The sequence below is a fragment of the Rhodanobacter sp. T12-5 genome (assembly GCF_008329435.1).
Lineage (GTDB): Bacteria > Pseudomonadota > Gammaproteobacteria > Xanthomonadales > Rhodanobacteraceae > Rhodanobacter.
The window spans coordinates 31,515-52,586 of the sequence record NZ_NPKN01000008.1; the positions used below are offsets into that span (position 1 = coordinate 31,515).

At 66.3% G+C, this 21,072-nt stretch carries 17 protein-coding genes; 2 read left to right on the top strand and 15 right to left on the bottom strand.

All coding sequences use genetic code 11. The features are described from left to right. Positions 1-13 precede the first annotated feature (13 nt). Entirely contained in the window at positions 14-865 is an 852-nt protein-coding gene (locus tag CIW53_RS14895) for a symmetrical bis(5'-nucleosyl)-tetraphosphatase (RefSeq protein ID WP_149365510.1), read from the top strand. Positions 866-993: 128 nt separating this feature from the next. On the opposite strand, the gene secA is transcribed toward CIW53_RS14895, so the two are convergent. Next, the gene (gene secA, locus CIW53_RS14900) at positions 994-3,726 is read right to left on the bottom strand and encodes a preprotein translocase subunit SecA (protein WP_149365511.1); all 2,733 of its coding nucleotides are present in this window, start codon (positions 3,724-3,726) and stop codon (positions 994-996) included. 240 nt (positions 3,727-3,966) lie between these two features. After that, positions 3,967-4,896 carry a M23 family metallopeptidase gene (locus CIW53_RS14905; RefSeq protein ID WP_149365512.1) on the bottom strand — a complete coding sequence of 310 codons (930 nt, stop codon included), beginning with the start codon at positions 4,894-4,896 and terminating at the stop codon, positions 3,967-3,969. 27 nt (positions 4,897-4,923) lie between these two features. Between CIW53_RS14905 and CIW53_RS14910 the strand changes: the two genes are divergently transcribed. Next, positions 4,924-5,382 carry a DUF721 domain-containing protein gene (locus tag CIW53_RS14910; protein ID WP_149365513.1) on the top strand — a complete coding sequence of 153 codons (459 nt, stop codon included), beginning with the start codon at positions 4,924-4,926 and terminating at the stop codon, positions 5,380-5,382. A 291-nt stretch (positions 5,383-5,673) separates the two neighbouring features. Here CIW53_RS14910 and lpxC read toward each other — a convergent pair whose 3' ends face one another. The 13 genes from lpxC to ftsL form a co-directional block, all read right to left on the bottom strand. Further along, complete coding sequence (lpxC, locus tag CIW53_RS14915) at positions 5,674-6,588, bottom strand: UDP-3-O-acyl-N-acetylglucosamine deacetylase (protein WP_149365514.1); 915 nt, start codon at positions 6,586-6,588, stop codon at positions 5,674-5,676. Positions 6,589-7,044: 456 nt separating this feature from the next. After that, positions 7,045-8,235: a cell division protein FtsZ gene (ftsZ, locus tag CIW53_RS14920; protein WP_149365515.1), complete on the bottom strand. Its 1,191-nt coding sequence runs from the start codon at positions 8,233-8,235 to the stop codon at positions 7,045-7,047. A gap of 124 nt (positions 8,236-8,359) precedes the next feature. After that, positions 8,360-9,592 carry a cell division protein FtsA gene (ftsA, locus tag CIW53_RS14925; RefSeq protein WP_149365516.1) on the bottom strand — a complete coding sequence of 411 codons (1,233 nt, stop codon included), beginning with the start codon at positions 9,590-9,592 and terminating at the stop codon, positions 8,360-8,362. Continuing rightward, complete coding sequence (locus CIW53_RS14930) at positions 9,589-10,323, bottom strand: cell division protein FtsQ/DivIB (RefSeq protein WP_149365517.1); 735 nt, start codon at positions 10,321-10,323, stop codon at positions 9,589-9,591. The genes ftsA and CIW53_RS14930 overlap by 4 nt, the downstream gene beginning before the upstream one ends. Then, positions 10,320-11,264, bottom strand: a complete 945-nt coding sequence (locus CIW53_RS14935) for a D-alanine--D-alanine ligase (protein ID WP_149365661.1) — start codon at positions 11,262-11,264, stop codon at positions 10,320-10,322. Before CIW53_RS14935 ends, CIW53_RS14930 begins: the two co-directional genes overlap by 4 nt. A gap of 8 nt (positions 11,265-11,272) precedes the next feature. After that, positions 11,273-12,712, bottom strand: coding sequence for a UDP-N-acetylmuramate--L-alanine ligase (murC, locus tag CIW53_RS14940; protein ID WP_149365518.1), 1,440 nt, complete (start codon positions 12,710-12,712; stop codon positions 11,273-11,275). Then, positions 12,709-13,782 carry an undecaprenyldiphospho-muramoylpentapeptide beta-N-acetylglucosaminyltransferase gene (gene murG, locus CIW53_RS14945; RefSeq protein WP_149365519.1) on the bottom strand — a complete coding sequence of 358 codons (1,074 nt, stop codon included), beginning with the start codon at positions 13,780-13,782 and terminating at the stop codon, positions 12,709-12,711. Before murG ends, murC begins: the two co-directional genes overlap by 4 nt. Next, on the bottom strand, positions 13,779-15,020 hold the full coding sequence (gene ftsW, locus CIW53_RS14950) for a putative lipid II flippase FtsW (protein ID WP_149365520.1): 1,242 nt from the start codon (positions 15,018-15,020) through the stop codon (positions 13,779-13,781). Before ftsW ends, murG begins: the two co-directional genes overlap by 4 nt. Further along, complete coding sequence (gene mraY / locus CIW53_RS14955; RefSeq protein ID WP_149365521.1) at positions 15,020-16,120, bottom strand: phospho-N-acetylmuramoyl-pentapeptide-transferase; 1,101 nt, start codon at positions 16,118-16,120, stop codon at positions 15,020-15,022. The genes ftsW and mraY overlap by 1 nt, the downstream gene beginning before the upstream one ends. Beyond that, positions 16,110-17,495 carry a UDP-N-acetylmuramoyl-tripeptide--D-alanyl-D-alanine ligase gene (gene murF, locus CIW53_RS14960; RefSeq protein ID WP_149365522.1) on the bottom strand — a complete coding sequence of 462 codons (1,386 nt, stop codon included), beginning with the start codon at positions 17,493-17,495 and terminating at the stop codon, positions 16,110-16,112. The genes mraY and murF overlap by 11 nt, the downstream gene beginning before the upstream one ends. Further along, positions 17,492-19,000: a UDP-N-acetylmuramoyl-L-alanyl-D-glutamate--2,6-diaminopimelate ligase gene (locus CIW53_RS14965; RefSeq protein ID WP_149365523.1), complete on the bottom strand. Its 1,509-nt coding sequence runs from the start codon at positions 18,998-19,000 to the stop codon at positions 17,492-17,494. Before CIW53_RS14965 ends, murF begins: the two co-directional genes overlap by 4 nt. Then, positions 18,997-20,811, bottom strand: coding sequence for a penicillin-binding protein 2 (locus tag CIW53_RS14970; RefSeq protein ID WP_149365524.1), 1,815 nt, complete (start codon positions 20,809-20,811; stop codon positions 18,997-18,999). Before CIW53_RS14970 ends, CIW53_RS14965 begins: the two co-directional genes overlap by 4 nt. Beyond that, complete coding sequence (gene ftsL, locus CIW53_RS14975) at positions 20,811-21,071, bottom strand: cell division protein FtsL (protein WP_172969696.1); 261 nt, start codon at positions 21,069-21,071, stop codon at positions 20,811-20,813. The genes CIW53_RS14970 and ftsL overlap by 1 nt, the downstream gene beginning before the upstream one ends. Position 21,072 lies beyond the last annotated feature (1 nt).

Consider the following 21,072-nt stretch of genomic DNA (forward strand, 5'->3'; position numbering starts at 1 on the left):
GCCCTGCGCTGACATGGCTACGTACGCGATCGGCGACGTGCAGGGCTGCTATCCCGAACTGCAACGCCTGCTCGAAAAGCTGCGCTTCGACCCGGCGCTGGATCAACTGTGGTTCTGCGGCGACCTGGTCAACCGTGGCGGCCAGTCGCTGGAGACTTTGCGGCTGCTCCACAGCCTGCGCGATTCCAGCGTCGTCACGCTCGGCAACCATGACCTCAGTTTGCTCGCGATCGCGCAGCGGCGTCCGGACGCGCAGGCACGGGTGAACCCGGAACTGCGCGAAGTGCTGTTCGCCAGCGACGCACCGGTGCTGTTCGAATGGCTGCGTTCGCAGAAGCTGCTGCATCACGACGAGCGGTTGAATTGGACGATGGTGCATGCGGGCCTGGCGCCGATGTGGACGCTGCGGCAAGCGTTGCGCGCGGCGCAGGATGTCGAGCGGGAGCTGTCCAGTCCGCGCCACCCGCGCCTGCTGCGCAATCTTTTCGGCAACAGGCCGGCGGTGTGGTCGAGCAGGCTGCAGGGACTGGAGCGTCAGCGTGCCACGATCAACACGATGACCCGAATGCGTTATTGCGATGTCAATGGGCGCATCGACTTCGACGCCAAGGGCATTCCGGGCACGCAGAAACCGGGACTGTATCCATGGTTTTCGGTGCCCGGCATGCATCGACGCGACACCAACATCGTCTGCGGCCACTGGTCGACGCTGGGCCGCTTTGCCGGACTCGGCGTGTATGCGATCGACACTGGCTGCGTGTGGGGCGGAAAACTCACCGCGTTGCGACTCGATGGTGAAGAACCGCAATACACCACGGTCAACGCCGAGCCGCATCGCAAACGGCCTCCAGGCGTCGAGGACTGACCAGCGAGAAGTGAGCGAAGAGGAGTGAGGAGTGAGAGAAAGCTGCACTGCCTTCTCTCTCTTTCTCACTCCTCCTCACTCACTCCTGCTCTTCGCGCTCCTGCTCTTCGCGCTCCTGCTCTTCGCGCTCAGGCCAGCTGGCCATGGCAGTGCTTGTACTTCTTGCCCGAGCCGCACGGGCACGGATCATTCCGACCCACCTTGGGGCCATCGTGCTGCGCCGGTTGCGCGATGCGCATGCCGACGCCGACCGGCGCCTCCGCGTCGCCGCCGAATGCACCCACCGGCGCGCCACCGCCGGTCGCCAGCATCTGCTTCTGCAGACGCTCGGCCATGCGCTGCTGCTCGGCCTCCATCGCGGCGACTTCCTCCTCGCTGCGAATGCGGATCCGCGCCAGCATCTGCACCACCTCGGCCTTGATCCGGTCGAGCATCTCGGAGAACAGCTTGAACGACTCGCGCTTGAATGCCTGTTTCGGATCCTGTTGCGCATAGCCGACCAGATAGATGCCCTGGCGCAGATAGTCCATGTTCGACAGGTGATCCTTCCAGGCATTGTCGACCACGGTCAGCATGATGTGCTTTTCCAGCTGGCGCATGGTCTCGGCGCCGATCTGCGCCTCCTTCGCCTGGAACAACGCATTCACCCCATCACGCACGTGCTTGAAGATCATCTCCGCGTCGACCTCCTGCTGCTGCTCCACCCAGTGCTTGAGATCCAGCGAAAGACCGAATGAGCTCTCCAGTTCGCGGTCGAGACCAGCCAGGTCCCATTGTTCGTCGATGCTTTCGGCCGGCACGTAGGCACGGGTCATGGTTTGCGCCACGTCTTCGCGGATGTCGGCGACGGTGGCCGAGACGTCGTCGCCTTCCAGCAATTCGTCGCGCTGGCGATAGATCACCTTGCGCTGGTCGTTGGCGACGTCGTCGAATTCCAGCAGGTGCTTGCGGATGTCGAAGTTGTGCTGTTCGACCTTGCGCTGGGCCTTTTCGATCTGCCGGCTGATCATGCGATCTTCCAGTGCGTCGTCGTCCTTCATGCCGAAGCGCTTCATCCAGCGCACCAGGCCTTCGCCGCCGAAGATGCGCAGCAGGTTGTCTTCCAGCGACAGGTAGAAGCGCGAGGAGCCCGGATCGCCCTGGCGGCCGGAACGGCCGCGCAGCTGGTTGTCGATGCGCCGCGACTCGTGTCGCTCGGTGCCGATGATGTGCAGGCCGCCGGCGGCCAGTACCTGTTCGTGCAGCTTCTTCCACTCGGCCTTCGCGCGCTGGCGATCCATCTCGCTGGCATCTTCGGGGAGTGCGGCCAGAGCCGCGTCGAGGCTGCCTCCGAGCACGATGTCGGTACCGCGACCGGCCATGTTGGTGGCGATGGTGACCTGTCCGGGGGCACCGGCCTGCGCCACGATGTGCGCTTCGCGCTCGTGCTGCTTGGCATTGAGCACTTCGTGCGGCACGCCGGCCTTGTTCAGCATGCCGGACAGCAGCTCGGACACTTCGATCGACGTGGTACCGACCAGCACCGGCTGGCCACGCTTGTGGCAATCCTTGATGTCCTCGATCACCGAGTTGTACTTCGGCGTCTGCGACAGGAAGATCATGTCCGCGTTGTCCTTGCGGATCATCGGCTTGTGCGTGGGGATCACCACCACTTCCAGGCCGTAGATGCTCTGGAACTCGAACGCTTCCGTGTCGGCCGTACCGGTCATGCCGGCCAGCTTCTTGTACATGCGGAACAGGTTCTGGAACGTCACCGTGGCCAGCGTCTGGTTCTCGCGCTGGATCGGCACCCCCTCCTTCGCCTCGACGGCCTGGTGCAGGCCGTCGGACCAGCGCCGGCCGGCCAGGGTGCGACCGGTGAACTCGTCGACGATGATCACCTCGCCGTCGCGCACGATGTAATCGACGTCGCGCTGGTAGATGCCGTTGGCGCGCAGGGCGGCGTTGAGGTGATGCACCACCGCCAGGTTCTTCGAGTCGTACAGGCCGCTGTCCTGGTCGATCACGCCCGCTTCGCGCAGCAGCTCGTCGGCGTGCTGCATGCCCGCCTCGGAGAGGTGCACCTGCTTCTGCTTCTCGTCGACCCAGTAATCGCCTTCGCCCTCTTCCTCGGTCTGCCGGATCATCCGCGGCACGATCTTGTTCACCGCCAGATACAGCTGCGGGGAATCCTCGGCCGGGCCGGAAATGATCAGCGGCGTGCGCGCCTCATCGATGAGGATCGAGTCGACCTCGTCGACGATGGCGTAGTGCAGGCCCCGCTGGTAGCGCTGCTCCTTGCTGAGCGCCATGTTGTCGCGCAGGTAGTCGAAGCCGAATTCGTTGTTGGTGCCGTAGGTGATGTCGGCGCGGTAGGCAGCGTACTTGTCGGCATGGTCCATGCCCGGATACACCACGTCCACGGTCAGGCCGAGGAAGTTGTACAACTTGCCCATCTGCGCGGAGTCGCGCCGTGCAAGGTAGTCGTTGACGGTGACCACGTGCACGCCCTTGTCGGCCAGCGCATTCAGGTAAACCGGCAACGTGCCAACCAGGGTCTTGCCCTCGCCGGTGCGCATCTCGGCGATCTTGCCCTGGTGCAGCACCATGCCGCCGATCATCTGCACGTCGTAGTGACGCATGCCCAGGGTACGTTTGGCGCCTTCGCGCACTACCGCGAAGGCCTCCGGCAACAGCTTGTCCAGCGACTCGCCGGCGGCAACCCGTTGCTTGAACTCTACGGTCTTGCCGCGCAGGCCATCGTCGTCCAGCTTTTCGTATTCGGACTCCAGCGCGTTGATGCGGGAAACGATTCTGGAAAGCTGGCGCAGCACGCGCTCGTTGCGGCTACCAAAAAGACTCGTCAGGGCACGATTGAACATCGATCTTCCGGTTTGGGAAACGGGATGCCCGCAACTTCACGGGGCAATCGGGCATATTACTACATGCCCATAAACCCATGCTGTTGGAGGCATGTTTGCGGGGACGCGCCCATCGCGGCAAGCCGCGCCGGACATGCAATCCACTGGTCCTCGATGGTGCCGGCATTGGCCGGATTCAAGGACGGAAGACACCACCGGCCGTACCGGAAACGTGGGCGGGCAAGCGCCGCCGGGCGGCGCCTAGCGGTGATTGCGCACGAACGCCAGCGGATTGACCACCCGACCGTGGTACCAGACCTCGAAATGCACGTGCGACCCGGTCGATCGCCCGGTGGAGCCGGCCTTGGCGATCACGTCACCCACCTGTACGTGCTGGCCGGGGTGCGCCAACAGCTTGCTGTTGTGCGCATAGCGGGTCATGTAGCCGTTGCCATGATCGATCTCGATCACGTTGCCATAACCGCTGCGCACGCCGGCAAAGGTCACCATGCCCTCGGCCACGGCATGTACGGGGGTGCCGTACGGGGTGGCGATATCCAGGCCCGTATGACGCGCGGAATGGCCGTCGAACGGATCCGGGCGCACTCCGAAATAGGAAGAGATATAGCCCGGCACCGGCATGCCGGTCGGCTTCAGGTTGGATTCGATCTTGGCGTCCAGCAACAGGCTTTGCAGCGCCGACAACTGCGCCTGCTGCGTGTCGAACTGGCTGGCCAACTGGTTGATGCTGCTGTCCAGCGCCGCTGGCAATGCGTATGCACTGCCGCTGGCGTCCTCGACGCCACCGACCGCCGGTTGCTGGTCGAAATTGAATTCGTCGGCGTCGAGCTTGCCGACCTCGGCCAGCCGCTCGCCCAGTGCATTGAGACGGGTCGACTGCGCTTGCAGTTGTCCCAGCTTCACGGCCAGCGCATCGATGCTGCGACGGGCATCCTGGCGCACGCTGCCCAACTGGGCATCCTGCTGCCGAACCTGCTGCTGCAGGCCGTGGATTTCCGCCAAAGCGCGATCACGCGGACTGGCGACCATCAAGGCCAGCGCCACGCCGGCGCCCATGCAGCCGAGCACCGCCACCGACAACAATCCGAGCAGCTTCCAACGCAGGCGGCGATCCGCCAGGTCGAGGGTCTTCGGCAATTTCCTGGCACGTGATACGAGTATGATTTGCATATCGGTCCAACATCGAATTCCGGCACCATGCAACGCGCCACTCCAGCCATTTCCCGCCGCATCGGCAACGGACCGAAGCCCCTTGCCGACTGTGGCTCCTTCGCGACGCTGGCCCGAAAGGCCGACGCGCTGGAAGCGCTGGATCGCGCATTGCGCCAGACGTTGCCGTCGCCATTGCGCGAGCAGGTGAGATTCGCCAACCTGCGCAACGACCGCCTCGTCTTCCTGGCGTCTTCACCGGCCTGGGCATCGCGCCTGCGCTTGATGCAGACACAGATCCTTGCCACCGCACGCGCCATAGGCACCTGCGCCAGTTCCGTCACCGTGAAAGTGGCCCCCCAACCACCAGCTGCCATCGAGCCGGACAGGTCAAAACCGCTTTCGGCTGCCGCAGCCGCCCACCTCCGGGCCGCTGCCGCATCATTCACAGACCCCGAAATGCGGGTACTGTTCCTTGAGCTGGCGTCCCTCGCCGAACCTGCCTGAGCCCCCTGTTCCCGAAGCGGATCAACCACCCACTCCGGGCCGCCTCCCGCTGCCATCAGCCCGCGTGATGCAGGTGGGTTTATAGCATGCAGACGTTAACGGTTCATTCGCGATGTCGTCGGAGCGTGAAGCAAGGCCGGTTCGAGTGTGGGTTACATCACAAAAAAAGACCGGGCCTCGATGGCCCGGTCTTTTTTTGTTCCGCAGAGGCGGCTTGTTTCGGCAAGCCCTCGAAAAAACCCCGCTGGCGCGGGCCATGTGATGGCACGCCGCCAATCAGGCCACTGCTTGCTAGATCGCCTGCGCCGGATGTGCATAGGAGATCGGCGAAACGGCCGGATCGTCCTGATAACTCACTTCTTCCCACGCCGAGGCATCGGCCATCAGTGTGCGCAGCAACTTGTTGTTCAGCTCATGGCCGGACTTGTGCGCATGATAGGCGCCGATCAGGCTGTGGCCGAGCAGGTAGAGATCGCCGATCGCGTCGAGGATCTTGTGCTTGACGAATTCGTCCTCGTAACGAAGACCGTCTTCGTTGAGTACCCGGTAGTCATCCAGCACCACGGCGTTGTCCATCGATCCGCCCAGCGCCAGGTTGTGCTCGCGCAGCATCTCGATGTCACGCATGAAGCCGAAGGTACGGGCCCGGCTGACTTCCTTGACGAAGGACGTGGTGGAGAAGTCGATCTCGGCGCGCGAGGTGCGCTTGCTGATGATCGGATGGTTGAAGTCGATCGAGAAGCCGACCTTGAAGCCTTCGAACGGGTCGAAGCTGGCCCACTTGTCGCCTTCCTGCACCTTCACCGGCTTCTTGATGCGGATGAAGCGCTTGGCCACGTTCTGTTCTTCGATGCCGGCAGACTGCAGCAGGAAGACGAACGGCCCGGCGCTGCCATCCATGATCGGAACTTCAGGTGCGGACAGATCGACGTAGGCATTGTCGATGCCCAGGCCAGCCATCGCCGAGAGCAGATGCTCGACGGTGGCTACACGCGCATCGCCGTTGACCAGTGTGGTTGACAGTCGGGTGTCGCCGACATTGTCCTGGCGCGCGCGGATGTCCACCGGCGGATCGAGATCCGTACGACGGAAAACGATGCCGGTGTTCGGTGCCGCTGGACGCAAGGTCATGTACACCTTGTCGCCCGTATGCAGGCCGACGCCGGTCGCACGAATCACGTTCTTGAGCGTACGCTGCTTGATCATTGTTGTTGGTACCTGTGTAGGCAGCAGCCAATCAGGGGCGGATGCTAACACAGTTTTAACCTGTGATAAAAGCAAACCGTACCGTACAGTCTGATTAAGCCTTCATGTTTCTTTCATCCTTGAAAGCGATGGGCATCCGTTGCCACTCCCACCATTCCGGCAACCCGACACGACGCCCGCGCCTGGGACGGGAATCCGGCACGGAACGTCGGGCCGGCCGTCACGGCTAAACGTGACCACCGGCCATGCGTCATCCCGACGCACAGTCCTGCTGCTTGTACCTCTGCGGACGATTCGCCCGGTATCGACGACCCCGCATCTGTTACAACTCCGGCGACGTCGATCACCCATGCCGATGGCAGCAAACACCGCGTTTGCGGCACATGGGAAGAATGACCCACCCCGCCTGGCTTCGTTCAATAGCTTCGCAGCTCCTTCAGTTTTCGGAATCTGCCATCAATCGGCCTGTCGGCGCAGGAAGGCCGGGATATCCAGATAGTCGAAGCCCGGCTCCGCGTTTTTTGCCGGAGCGGCGGGTTCTGCACGGCTATGGCTGCTGGGCGTCATGTCCGGTTGCGCATAGTCGACCACTTCGTTGCCGGTGCCAGTGCGCAACACCACCGGACGGGGGCGCATCTGCACCTGCTGGGTCTCGACCATGCGAATCGGCGGCTGTCCGCGCGAGGCGTTGGCACGGTTGAGGCCGGTGGCGACCACGGTGACGCGCACGTCGTCCTTCATTTCCGGATCGAGCGAAGTACCGATCACCACGGTGGCGTCCTCGCTGGCGAAGTCATGGATGATGCGACCAATCTCGTCAAATTCGCGCATAGTCAGGTTCGGACCAGCCGTGACATTGACCAGGATGCCACAGGCGCCGTTGAGGTTGACGTCTTCCAGCAGCGGGTTCTTGATCGCGGCCTCGGCTGCCGCCTGGGCGCGGTCGTCGCCGCGGGCGGTGCCCGAGCCCATCATGGCCAGGCCCATTTCGGACATAACCGTGCGCACGTCGGCGAAGTCGACGTTGATCAGGCCGGGGGCGGTGATCAGGTCGGCGATGCCCTGCACGGCGCCCTGCAGCACGTCGTTGGCCGCCTTGAACGCGTTCAACAGCGTCACGTCGCGGCCGAGCACGCTGAGCAGCTTCTCGTTCGGTACGGTGATCAGCGAGTCGACGTGCTGGGACAGATCCTCGATGCCCTTCAACGCGACCTGCATGCGCCGACGGCCTTCGAACGGGAACGGTTTGGTGACGACGGCGACCGTCAGAATGCCTTTCTCCTTGGCCAATTGTGCCACCACCGGCGCCGCGCCGGTACCGGTGCCGCCGCCCATGCCGGCGGTGATGAACACCATGTCGGCACCTTCGAGCATCGCCTCGATCCGTTCGCGATCCTCCAGTGCGGCCTGCCGGCCCACTTCGGGATTCGCGCCGGCGCCGAGGCCCTTGGTCACGTTGCCACCCAGTTGCAGGTGGGTGCGCGAGCCGCAGCTGGTCATCGCCTGCGCGTCGGTGTTGGCGACGACGAACTCGACGCCTTCGATGTTGGAATTGAGCATGTGCGCCACGGCATTGCCGCCGCCGCCGCCCACGCCGATTACCTTGATGACTGCATTGGGTGCGAGTTTATCGATCAGTTCAAACATTTCCCGTCCTCCGTAGAGTTGTTGTCGTTGTAACCATGGAACGCGACTCCTGTCGGTCCGTGGTGGTGGGCGAATCTCCTTCTGCCCGTGGCTGCGCTTCCTGCACCGCTCAGAAAAATCGTCATCAGAAATTCCGGGTGAGCCAGCTGCGGAACTTGCCGACCACGCCACCGACGCTGCCGCCGATCGGCCCGCCCACGCGCATGCCGCCGGCGCGCGAACCGTGCAGCAGCAAGCCCACGCCGGTGGCATGCAGCGGGCTGGCGACCACGTCGCCCAGGCCGTCGATCTGCTGCGGCACGCCGATGCGAACCATCTTGTGGAAGATCTCTTCGGCCAGCTCCAGCGCGCCTTCCATCTTCGAGGCGCCGCCGGTCAGCACCACGCCGGCGGCGACCAGGCTCTCGTAGCCGGAGCGGCGCAACTGGTCCTGCACCATCTCGAAAATTTCCTCGTAGCGCGCCTGCACCGATTGCGCCAGCGACTGCCGGGCGAGCCGGCGTGGTGGGCGATCGCCCACGCTGGGCACCTGGATGGTTTCCTCGGCGTGCGCCAGTCCGGTCTGCGCGCAGGCGTACTTGATCTTGATCTCCTCCGCGTGCGCGGTCGGCGTGTGCACGCCGTAGGCGATGTCGCTGGTGACCTGGTCGCCGCCGACCGGCAGCGAGGCGGTGTGGCGGATCGAGCCCTGGGTGTAGATCGCGATATCGGTAGTGCCGGCACCGATGTCGACCAGGCACACGCCGAGTTCGCGCTCGTCGTCGGTCAACACCGCCTTGGCACTGGCCACGGCGGAAGGCACCAGTTCGTCCACGGCAAGGCCGCAGCGCTGGATGCACTTGGTGATGTTCTGCACGGCCGCCGCCGCGCCGGTGACCAGATGCACGTTCGCCTCCAGCCGCACGCCGCTCATGCCGACCGGCGAGCGGATGCCGTCCTGGCCGTCGATGCGATATTCCTGGGATTCCTTGTAGAGCACCTTGCGATCGGCCGGAATCGCCACCGCGCTGGCCGCCTCCAGCACCTGCTCCAGGTCGCTGGCAGTGACTTCGCGATCGCGTATCGCCGCGTTGCCGTGCGAGTTGCGGGTCTCCAGGTGGCTACCCGAGATCGAGGCGTACACCGAGCGGATGTCGCAGCCGGCCATCAGCTCGGCCTCCTCCACCGCGCGCTGGATCGAGTGCACGGTCGATTCGATGTCGACCACCGAGCCGCGCTTCATGCCGCGCGAGACGTGGGTGCCGATGCCGATCACGGTGATCGGCTCGCCCGGTTCGTACTCGCCGACGATCGCCACCACCTTGGAGGTGCCGATGTCGAGCCCCACTACCAGTTGCTTGTCGTTGCGTGGCTTCATGAGCGGGGCGAACCTCCAGCGTTGACGGCGGCCGCTTGCGGCCAGCGCACGGCGAATCCATTGGTGTAACGAAGGTCGGCGTAGGCAAAACCTTCGGTATGTCCGGCGATCAGCTGCGGGTAGACATCGAGGAAGCGACGCAGTCGGCGCCCGGCCTGCTCGCGGTCGCCGATCACGATCTGCGCGCCGTCGGCGGTACTCACGCTCCAGCTGCCGCGCTCGGTCAGTGCCACGCCGGTGATCTGCAGATGGGTGCCGGCAAAGGCCTTGCGGGTTTCCGCGTAGAAGCTGACCACCTCGGCCAGGCGCGCATCCGGCCCGTGCAGATCCGGCAACGCACCGGTATCGGCCGCACCCGGCGCGTCGAACACCAAACCCTGCCGACTGATCAGCTGCTTGTCGTTCCAGCGCGCAAACGGCTGGCGTTCGTAGATGCGCAGCTGCAGGGTGTCCGGCCAGCGCTTGCGCGCTTCGACCGACTCCACCCACGGCAACGCGGCCACCGCCTTCTGCACCGCATCGAGATCCAGCGCGAAGAAACCCTTGCCCAGCCGCGGCCGCACGGCCGCACGGATATCCGCCGCGCTGACGTGCTTGAACTCGGCCTGCACCGTCAGCTGCGTCACCGGCCACCGGCCTGCCGCAAACCATCCGCGCAGCACGCCGACGATCGGCAGCGCTACCAGAGCGATGGCGAGACACCAGGCGACGAGGCGGACGGTTCCTTTCACATGCCCTCCCGGAAACTGGTTTCCAGCACGCGCCAGCACAGTTCCTGGTAATCGATACCGGCCACCGCGGCTGCCTTCGGCACCAGCGAGTGCGAGGTCATGCCTGGCGCAGTGTTCACTTCCAGCAGCCAATTGCGACCGGCGCGGTCGCGCATGACGTCCACGCGGCCCCAGCCGGCGCAGCCGAGTGCATCGAAGGCCTGCAAGGCCAGTGCGCGCAGTTCCGCCTCGGCGTCGCCTTCCTGACCGGGGCACAAGTAAAGCGTGTCCTCGGCGATGTACTTCGCGTTGTAATCGTAGAACGCGCCCTTAGGCACGATGTGGATCGACGGCAGCACCTCGCGGCCGAGGATCGCGACGGTCAGTTCGTCGCCCTCGATCAGGGCTTCCATCAGCAGGTCGCCCGGATACTTCGCCGCCAGTGCGACCGCCTGGTCCAGTTGCGACTCGTCGAACACGCGGGTCACGCCCACGCTGGAGCCTTCGCAAGCCGGCTTCACGATCAGCGGAAAACCCACCTGCTTCGCCGCCGCATGCACATCCGCGCCGCGTGGCAAGGCCTCGAACTTCGGCGTCGGCAGGCCCAGCGATTGCCACACGCGCTTCGAACGCGTCTTGTCCATCGACAATGCGGAACCGAGCACGCCCGAGCCGGTGTACGGCACGTTGAGCGATTCCAGCGCGCCCTGCAGCACGCCGTCCTCGCCGCCGCCATGCTGGCCGTGCAGGATGTTGAACACCCGTGCGAAGTGGCCGGCGCGCAGCGCGTCGAGCAATGCGGGGATGCCGTCGATCGCATGTGCGTCGACGCCACGCGCCTGCAGCGCGGCCAGCACGTTGCGGCCGGAATCGAGCGACACCTCGCGCTCGGCCGAACTGCCGCCCATCACCACGGCGACGCGGCCGAACTGGGCGGGGTCGCTGATCTTGTTCACGGTCATCTTCGTGCTCACTTGCTTGTCCTCAGGTGACCGAGCTGGCCCAGCTCGGCCGCGGCCGCGCCGATGTCGCCGGCACCGAGCAACAGCAGCAGGTCGCCGTCACGCAGCAGGGTCGGCAAGGTTTCCTTCAGGTCGCGCGGGTGCTCCACCAGCACCGGATCGACCTTCCCGCGCGCGCGTACGGCGCGCGCCAGCGCACGGCCGTCGGCGCCGGCAATCGGTGCCTCGCCCGCGGGATAGACGTCGGTCAACACCAGCACGTCGGCCTCGGCCAGCACGTTGGCGAAATCGTCCAGCAGGTCGCGCGTGCGGCTGTAGCGGTGCGGCTGGAAGCCGACCACCAACCGGCGCTCCGGCCAGCCGCCGCGGGCCGCGGCGAACACCGCGGCCAGTTCGCGCGGGTGATGGCCGTAGTCGTCGACCAGCAACACGCTGCCGTGGTCTAGCGCGATCTCGCCGCGACGGTGGAAGCGCCGGCCGACGCCCTGGAAATTCTCCAGCGCGCGAGCCATCGCTTCGGCTTCCACGCCCAGCTGCCAGCCGATCGTGGCAGCGGCCAGCGCGTTCAACACGTTGTGCCGGCCCGGCAGGTTGAGCTTCACCGGCAACGCTTCGGCGCGGCCCGGCAATTGCAGATCGAAATGCATCTCGAAGCCGTGCTGGCTAAGGTTCAGCGCGCGCACGTCGGCGTCCGCCGCGTCGATGCCATAGGTCATCACGCGGCGGCTGGTGGACTTCGCCAGCAGGGCAACTTCGGCATCGTCCACGCACAGCACGGCCAGTCCGTAGAACGGCAGCCGGTGCAGGAAATCGTCGAACGCCTGCTTCACCTCGGCGAAGTCGCCGTGATAGTTCTCCAGATGATCGGCATCGATATTGGTGATGGCGGCGATCACCGGCGACAGCAGCAGGAACGAGCCATCGGACTCGTCGGCCTCGGCGACCAGGTATTGTCCGGTGCCGAGTCGCGCGTTCGCGCCAGCAGCATTCAACTGGCCGCCGATCACGAAGGTCGGGTCATAACCGGCCTCGGCCAGCACGCTGGCGGTCAGGCTGGTGGTGGTGGTCTTGCCATGGGTGCCGGCGATCGCCACGCCGCGGCGGAAGCGCATCAGCTCGCCCAGCATCTCGGCGCGCGGGATCACCGGGATACGCGCGTCCCGGGCGGCGACCAGCTCCGGGTTGTCCTGCTTGATCGCGCTCGAAGTCACCACCACGTCGGCATCGCCGACGTTTTCCACCGCATGCCCGACGTGCACGACGATGCCCAGTTGTTGCAACCGCTGCGCAGTCGGCGAGTTCGCGCGGTCGGATCCGGACACCGCATAACCGAGGTTGTGCAGCACCTCGGCAATGCCGCTCATGCCGACGCCGCCAATGCCGATGAAGTGCACCCGGCGAAACGTGCTCATCAGGTCTTCGTGTGCGAGCAATCGACGCAGGGTCATGCAGCCACCTCCAGGCAGGCGGCAGCGATGACTCGCGCCGCGTCGGGTTTGGCCAGCGTGCGCGCCGCTTCGGCCATCGCCAGCAGTCGCGGGCGATCGCCCAGCAGCGCTTGCAGTCGCTGCCCCAGAATCTGTACGTCCAGCTTGTTCTCCTGCATCAGTTCGGCGGCTCCGGCCGCCACCAGCACTTCCGCATTGCGGGTCTGGTGGTCGTCCACCGCGTGGGGAAACGGCACCAGCACGGCACCGAGCCCGGCCGCAGCGAGCTCGGCCAGGGTCAGCGCACCGGCGCGGCAGACCGCCAGATCGGCCCAGCCGTAGGTGCCGGCCATGTCGTCGATGAAAGCCACCACCTGCGCCTCGACGCCGGCCTTTGCATACGCCTCGCGCGCCTCGTCGAGCCCACGGCTGCCGCACTGGTGCAGCACCTCGGGACGCTGCGCCGGAGCCAATCGAGCCAGCGCCTGCGGCAGCGCGAGGTTCAGCGCACGGGCACCGAGACTGCCGCCGAGCACCAGCAGGCGCGGCCTGCCCTCACGGCCTGCCATCCGCTCGGCTGGCGGTGGCAACGCCGCGATCGTGTCGCGCACCGGATTGCCGACCCACTCCGCCTGCGGCAGCGCATCGGCGAATCCGGCCAGCACGCGCTTGGCGAATCCGGCCAGCCTGCGGTTGGTGAAACCGGCCACGCGATTCTGCTCATGCACCAGCAACGGACGGCGCAGCAGCCACGCGGCAACACCGCCGGGACCGGCCACGTAGCCACCCATCGACAGCACGCTGCGCGGCTGCACCTTGCGCAATACGCGCAGCGCGGCAAACAGCGCGCGCAGCAACATCAGCGGTGCCAGCAGCCGGGTCTTGATGCCCTTGCCGCGCAAACCACCGACCGCCACCGTGTGCAATTCGATCCGCTGCGCCGGCACCACCTTCGTCTCCATCCCGCCGACCGCACCGAGCCATACCACCGGCACGCCGTGCGCGCGCAGGCATTCGGCCACGGCCAGGCCGGGGAAGATGTGCCCGCCGGTGCCACCGGCCATGATCAGCACGGGTGCCTGTGTGTTCATGCGGCCACCGCCTCGCGCGGCTTCGCCGCCGCGTTCGCATCGACCGCGGCTACGGCTGCCGGCATCCGGGTGGCCATCTGCCGCGCGTCGAGCGCGCGATTGATCTCGTAGGTGGCGCGCAGCAGCACGCCGGCCATCGCGCAGGTCAACACCATCGACGAACCGCCGTAGCTGATCAGCGGCAGGGTCAGGCCCTTGGTCGGCAACGCGCCGAGATTGACGCCGACCGACACGATCGCCTGCATCGCCAGCATCAGCGAGATGCCGAACGCGACATAGCCGGCGAAACGCTGGCCCACCTCGACGCCCTTCAGGCCCAGATACAGGCCGCGGCCCACCGCCAGCCCAAACAGGCTGATCACCAGCACCACGCCAGCCAGGCCGAGCTCCTCGCCGATCACCGCGAAGATGAAATCGGTGTGTGCCTCGGGCAGGTAGGACAACTTCAGCACGCTGGAACCCAGCCCCACCCCGGTCCATTCGCCGCGGCCGATCGCCATCAGTGACTGGGTCAGCTGGAAGCCGTCGTTGAAGGGATCCTTCCACGGATCCATGAACGAGGTCAGTCGCTTCATGCGGTAGCTCTCGCCGGTCGCTGCCACGTACAGCAGCGGCATCAGCGGCAAGCCCATCAGGAACAGGAAGATCGGCCGCGCGCCACCGAGCCAGACCATCGCGATGGTCACCGCGATCACCAGCGTGGCCGAGCCGAAGTCCGGCTGCGCCAGCAGCAGCAGCACGATCAGGCCCGCCACCAGCACCGGCTTGAACAGGCCCAGGAATTTCGTCTCCACATTCTCGCGGTGACGCACCAGGTAGCTGGCGACGTAGACCACCAGGATGAGTTTCACCGCCTCGACCGGCTGGAACGTGGTGACAAACAGGTTGAGCCAGCGCCGTGCGCCGTTGATGCGCATGCCGAAGTGCGGTACGAACACCGCCAGCAGCATCAGGAACGCCAGCGCCAGCAGCGGGAACGCGAACTTCTCCAGCAGCTTCAGCTCGGTGCGCATCGCGAAACCGGCGGCGACCATGCCAAGGCTGAGGAACAGCAGGTGCTTCTTCAGGAAGTAGAACTCGCCCAGATGCTGGCTGTCCGCCACCGCGATCGAACTGGACGTCACCATCACCACGCCGATGCTGGCCAGCCCGATCAGCGCGACCAGCAGCCACAGGTCGAAGCGACCGCGCGGACCGGTGCGACGTTTGGCCTGGGTGGCGGCGTCGAAGATCGGCATCAGCGCACCTTCAACGTGGCAAGACCGATCAGCACCAGCACGACGCTGATGATCCAGAAGCGCACGATTACCCGCGGTTCGGGCCAGCCCTTCAATTCGAAGTGGTGATGGATCGGCGCCATCCGGAATACGCGTTTGCCGGTGAGCTTGAAGCTCGCCACCTGGATCATCACCGAGGCGGTTTCCATCACGAACACGCCGCCCATCACCAGCAGCACGATCTCCTGGCGCACGATCACCGCGACGCAGCCAAGCGCCGCGCCCATCGCCAGCGCACCGACGTCGCCCATGAACACCTGTGCCGGATACGTGTTGAACCACAGGAAGCCCAATCCCGCGCCGGCCAGCGCGCCGGTGAAGATCGCCAGCTCGCCCGCGCCGGGAATCGAGGGGATGCCGAGGTATTCGGAGAACACCTTGTTGCCGGCCAGGTAGGCGAACACGCCGAGCGCGCCGGAGACCAGCACGGTGGGCATGATCGCCAGGCCGTCCAGTCCGTCGGTGAGGTTCACCGCGTTGGAGAAGCCGACGATCATGAAATAAGTGACCACCACGAAGAACAGCCCCAGCGGCAGCACGACGTGCTTGAACAGCGGCACGTACAGCGCGGTCTCCGCCACCGGCGCGCCGGCGGCGGCATGCGGCGCGGTGTAATACAGGAACAGCGCTGCGCCGAGACCGAACAGCGACTGCCAGAAATACTTCCAGCGGCTGGCCAGGCCGCGGCTGTCCTTCAGTACCAGCTTGCGGTAGTCGTCATAGAAGCCGATCGCGCCGAAACTCAGCAGCACCGCCAGCACCACCCACACGTAACGATTGTGCAGGTCGGCCCACAGCAGCGTGGCGACGGTGACCGAGAGCAGGATCATCACGCCGCCCATGGTCGGCGTGCCGGCCTTGACCAGGTGTGTCTGCGGACCGTCGCTGCGCACCACCTGGCCGGCCTTCAACGCGGCCAGCCGGTTGATCAGCCACGGCCCGCACAGCAGCGACATCGCCAGCGCGGTGAGCGCGGCCATGATGGTTCGGAAGGTGATGTACTGGAACAGATGCAGGGCGGTGAAATGCCGTGCCATCCAGTCGGCCAGTTCAAGCAGCATCGGATGCATCCCCCTTGTTCTTGTCGGCGCCGCCGAGGGCGAGCACCACCTGTTCCATGCCGGCCGAGCGCGAGCCCTTCACCAGGCAGGTGACCCCCGCGTGCAGTTGCGCCTGCAACACGGCAATCAGCGCCGCCTTGTCGTCGAAATGTTCGCCACCCGCACCGAAGGCCTCCACCGTGGCCGCGCCGAACGGGCCGACCGCGAACAGACGCTCGATGCCGCGCACGCGGGCGAGCTCGCCGATGCCGGCATGCAGCGCACGTGCATCCGCTCCCAGTTCGGCCATGTCGCCAAGCACCAGCCAGCGTTCGCCGCCGGCCAGCCGCAAGGTGTCGATGGCCGCCGCCATCGAGCCGGGATTCGCGTTGTAGCTGTCGTCGATCAGCGTCCAGCCGCCGGCCGTCACTTCGCGGCGCAGCCGGCCGGCCACGCCAGGCACCTGTTCCAGCCCGGCCACGATGGTTTCCAGCGGCACCTCAAGCGCGAGCGCCACCGCCGTCGCCGCCAGCGCATTGGCGATGTTGTGGCGGCCGGGCAGCGGCAGCGACACTTCGGCATCGCCCTGCGGCGTGCTGAGCACGAAGCGCGAGCCGTCCACGCGCTGCTCGATGATGTCGGCGCCGATGTCGGCCGGCTGGTCGAGGCCGAAGCGCAGTTGCCTGCGCGCGCCGGCCAGGCCACTGAAGAAACTGGCGAAACTGTCGTCGGCATTGATGATCGCGATGCCGTCGGCCGGCAGCGCCTGATACATCGCCCCCTTGGTCTCGGCCACGCCTTCGATGCTGCCCATGCGCGCAAGATGCGCCGGCGCGATGAGCGTGACGAGGCCGATATCGGGCCGTGCGATGGCCGCCAGATACGCAATGTCGCCCGGCTTGCCGGCGCCCATCTCCAGCACGGCGTACTCGGTGTCCCGCGGCATCGCCAGCAGGGTCAGCGGCAGGCCGAGCTCGTTGTTGTAGTTGCCCGCGCTGACGTGGGTGCGGCCGTGCCGCGACAGGATCGAGGCGACCAGCGTCTTCACCGTGGTCTTGCCGTTGGAACCGGTGATGCCGACCACGCGCACGTCGCGCTGCGCACGCACCGCGCTGGCCAGGTCGCCCAGCGCCAGCTCGGCGTCGTTGACAAGAATCTGCGGCAGCTCGCTGTCGACCTTGCGGGTCACCAGCGCAGCGACGGCGCCGCGCGCGGCGGCGGCGGCGAGGTAGTCGTGGCCATCGGCCCGTTCGCCCTTGATCGCCACGAACAGGTCGCCCGGTTTCAGCTTGCGCGTATCGATGACGACGCCGCTGACCTCGACGCTGCCGATCTGCGCATCGCCGCCGGAAAGCTGTCCGTGGGTCCACATCGCGATGGTGCCGAGCTGCATCATGCGCGCGGCTCCCGGTTCAGCCGTTCCAGCGCGGCATGCGCCACCGCCAGATCGTCGAAGGGGCGCTTGCCGGCCGCGCCGTCCTGATAGGTTTCGTGGCCCTTGCCGGCGATCAGAACCACATCGCCGGCGCGAGCCAGGCCGAGCGCGGCGGCGATCGCCGCCGCGCGGTCGCGTTCGACCGTCATTGCCCGCGCGGCGGACATGCCGGCGACGATCTGCGCCACGATCGCGTCGCCGTCTTCGCCGCGCGGGTTGTCGTCGGTGACGATGGCGACGTCGGCCAGCCGCGCCGCGATGGCGCCCATCAACGGGCGCTTGCCGGCGTCACGCTCGCCGCCACAGCCGAACACGCAGATCAGCTGGCCGGCGCAATGCGCGCGCACGGCGGTGAGCGCCTGCTCCAGCGCGTCCGGCGTGTGCGCATAGTCGACTACCACCAGCGGCTGGCCCTTGAGGCCACCGAGCCGGCTCATGCGGCCGTTGACCGGCTGCAACTGCTCGACCGCGGCGACGATGCGCCCGAACGGTTCGCCCAGTGCGCCAAGGCACGCCACTACCGCAAGCAGGTTGGCCACGTTGAAGCGGCCCAGCAGATGGCTGCGGATCGCCCGCGTGCCCCACGGCGTGCGCAACTGGAACGCCAACCCCTCGGACGAAGTGACGATGGCGCTGGCGGCCACTTCCGCCGCGCTGTCGTCGGCCATGCTGAAGCGCAGCGGCTGCACGCCGGCAGGCAGCTGCGCAGCCAGTTCGAGGCCGAATGCGTCGTCGATATTGATCACCGCGCTGCGCAACCCCGGCCAGGCGAACAGCTTCGCCTTCGCCGCGCCATAGGCTTCCATGCTGCCGTGATAATCCAGGTGATCGCGGGTGAGGTTGGTGAACACGGCGACCTCGAAGTCCACCGCGCCGACCCGGCCCTGCTCCAGCGCATGCGACGACACTTCCATCGCCACGTGGCTGACATCGGCATCGCGAAAATCCGCCAGCAAGGCCTGCACGCTGATCGCATCGGGCGTGGTGCGCTCGCCTTCGCGCAACTGGCCATGCACGCCCGCGCCGAGCGTGCCGATCGACGCTGCGCGATGACCCAGCAGGGTCAACGCCTGCGCCAGCAACTGCACGCACGAGGTCTTGCCGTTGGTGCCGGTGACGCCAAGCATGCGCATCGATTCGCTGGGGCGGTCGTAGAAGCGCGCGGCGATTTCGCCGACTTCGTCGTGCAGGCCGTCAATCCACAGCAGCGGCACGTCCAGCGCGGCGACGTCATCCATGGCAGGCGCTTCGGCCAGCACGACCTGCGCGCCACGCTGCACCGCGCCGGCGGCAAACGCGATGCCGTGACCCTGGGTGCCGCGCAACGCGAAGAATGCGTCGCCGCGCTGCACGCGCCGCGAGTCGAGGGTCAGCCCGGAGACCACGATGCGGCCGACACCCGGCACGGCAGCGACCTGCGCGTCGGCGATCCCCAGCAGCAACTGATCGAGGTGGCCGGTGCTCATGGCGTGTCCTCGTCGACCGGAGCGTCGTCGATCGGCGTATCGACAGGCGGCTTGCTGCCAACCAGCCCGTCCGGGCTCTGCAGCGGACCGCCGACATACCAGCGGCCGATATTGTCCGGCGGCACGTCGAGCAGGCGCAGCGCACCGTCCATCACCTTGGCGAACACCGGCGCCGACACCATGCCGCCGTAGTAGCTGCCCTTCTGCGGGTTGTCGATCACCACCACGCCGACCAGGCGCGGATTCGACGCCGGCACGATGCCGGCGAACGCCGCGGTGTAGTTGTTCTTGGAATAGCTGCCCGCACTCGCCTTGTGCGCGGTGCCGGTCTTGCCGGCCACGCTGTAGTTGGCGATGCGCGCCTGCGGCGCGGTGCTGCCGGGGCCGGTCACCGTCTCCATCATCTGGATCAGTTCGCGGGACACCTCCGGCGAGATGATCTGCTTGGCCGCGTTGTCGCCGCCCTTGATGAAGGTGGGGCTGTGCATCACGCCGCCATCGGCAATGGTGGCGTAGGCATTGGCCAGCTGCAGCACGGTCACGTTGAGACCGTAGCCGTAACCCATGATGGCTTTTTCCAGCGGCCGCCAGTCGCGTCCGATGCGCAGGTAGCCGGAGGCCTCGCCCGGAAAGCCGCTCTCGGTACTGTTGCCGAAGCCGAATGCGCGGTAGGTGTCGTACATGAACGTGGTGTCGAGCTGCATCGCGATGTGCGCTGCGCCGACGTTGCTGGATTTGGTGATGACGCCGGTCGGCGTCAGCAGCCCGTAATTGTGCGTGTCGTGGATGTCGTGACCCTGGAAATACCAGTGCCCGCCGGTGGTGTCGATGATCGGGCTGGTCGGAGTGAACTTGCCGCTGGACAGCGCCGCCGCCATCAGGATCGGCTTGATCGTCGAACCCGGCTCGAGCACGTCGGTCATCGCGCGGTTGCGGCGCTGGCCGGGCTTGCTGCCGCTGAGCGCATTCGGGTTGTAGGTCGGCAGGTTGACCATCGCCAGCACTTCGCCGGTCTTCGCGTCGAGCACCACCATCGAGCCGGAGTCCGCCTGGAACTTGTCCAGCGTGGCCTTCAATTCGCTGTAGGCGAGGAACTGGATGCGCCGATCGATGCTAAGCGTGAGGTTCTGCCCCGGCTTCGGCGCGCGCACCTGTTCCACGTCCTCGACCACGTGGCCCATGCGGTCGCGGATGACCCGCTTGGCGCCCGGCTTGCCGGCCAGCCAGTCGTCATAGGCCAGCTCCAGTCCTTCCTGGCCGCGGTCGTCGATATTGGTGAAACCGAGCACGTGCGCGGTCACTTCGCCGGACGGGTAGTAGCGCTTGAACTCGCGCTGGCCGTTGATGCCGGGAATGCCCAGGTCCAGCACGGCCTGCGCCGCCGCTGGCGCCATCTGCCGACGCAGGTAGACGAATTCGCGATCGGAACGCTGCGCCAGCTGATCCTTCAATTCGCCGGGATCCACGCCCAGCGCCTGCGCCAGTTGAGGGATGCGCTCCTCGTTGTCCAGCACCTCGGACGGATTGGCCCAGATCGACATCATCGGGGTCGACACGGCCAGCGGCTCGCCGTTGCGATCGAAGATGGTGCCGCGCGATACCGGGATCGGCATCTCGCGCAGGAAACGCGCGTCGCCCTGGCGCTGGTAGAACTGCTTGCGCACGACCTGCAGGTCGAACGCGCGCGCGACCAGGCCAAGCGACGCCAGGCCCAGCAGGCCGACCACCACCACCATGCGCCTGCGCGCACTGGGGCCGGCGCTGCGGCGGCGAACGGGCTGTTGCGGAGTGGTGTGGTTGCGCCAGCTCATCAGCGCAGCAACCGGATGTCTTGCGGCCGCGGGTCGACCATGCCCAGCTTCTGGCGCGCCTCGTCGTCGATGCGACGCGGCTCGGCATAAGTGGCCTGTTCCAGTTCGAGCTTGCCGTATTCGATGTTGAGTTCGTCGCGCTGGTTCTGCAACCCGGTGAGGCTGACGAACAGCACGCGGCTCTCGTGCCGCGTCCACACCACGCCCAGCGCGCTGGCCAGCACGGCGGCCAACAGCATCAACAGGCACAGGACGCCGATC

Bases quoted from the DNA above. Each gene is read 5' to 3' on its own strand.
- CIW53_RS14895 (WP_149365510.1), top strand. From the start codon at position 14: ATGGCTACGTACGCGATCGGCGACGTGCAGGGCTGCTATCCCGAACTG.
- CIW53_RS14905 (WP_149365512.1), bottom strand. From the start codon at position 4,896: ATGCAAATCATACTCGTATCACGTGCCAGGAAATTGCCGAAGACCCTC.
- secA (WP_149365511.1), bottom strand. From the start codon at position 3,726: ATGTTCAATCGTGCCCTGACGAGTCTTTTTGGTAGCCGCAACGAGCGC.
- CIW53_RS14910 (WP_149365513.1), top strand. From the start codon at position 4,924: ATGCAACGCGCCACTCCAGCCATTTCCCGCCGCATCGGCAACGGACCG.
- CIW53_RS14965 (WP_149365523.1), bottom strand. From the start codon at position 19,000: ATGAGCACCGGCCACCTCGATCAGTTGCTGCTGGGGATCGCCGACGCG.
- CIW53_RS14970 (WP_149365524.1), bottom strand. From the start codon at position 20,811: ATGAGCTGGCGCAACCACACCACTCCGCAACAGCCCGTTCGCCGCCGC.
- mraY (WP_149365521.1), bottom strand. From the start codon at position 16,120: ATGCTGCTTGAACTGGCCGACTGGATGGCACGGCATTTCACCGCCCTG.
- ftsZ (WP_149365515.1), bottom strand. From the start codon at position 8,235: ATGTTTGAACTGATCGATAAACTCGCACCCAATGCAGTCATCAAGGTA.
- murG (WP_149365519.1), bottom strand. From the start codon at position 13,782: ATGAACACACAGGCACCCGTGCTGATCATGGCCGGTGGCACCGGCGGG.
- ftsA (WP_149365516.1), bottom strand. From the start codon at position 9,592: ATGAAGCCACGCAACGACAAGCAACTGGTAGTGGGGCTCGACATCGGC.
- ftsW (WP_149365520.1), bottom strand. From the start codon at position 15,020: ATGCCGATCTTCGACGCCGCCACCCAGGCCAAACGTCGCACCGGTCCG.
- murC (WP_149365518.1), bottom strand. From the start codon at position 12,712: ATGACCCTGCGTCGATTGCTCGCACACGAAGACCTGATGAGCACGTTT.
- CIW53_RS14935 (WP_149365661.1), bottom strand. From the start codon at position 11,264: ATGACCGTGAACAAGATCAGCGACCCCGCCCAGTTCGGCCGCGTCGCC.
- murF (WP_149365522.1), bottom strand. From the start codon at position 17,495: ATGATGCAGCTCGGCACCATCGCGATGTGGACCCACGGACAGCTTTCC.
- lpxC (WP_149365514.1), bottom strand. From the start codon at position 6,588: ATGATCAAGCAGCGTACGCTCAAGAACGTGATTCGTGCGACCGGCGTC.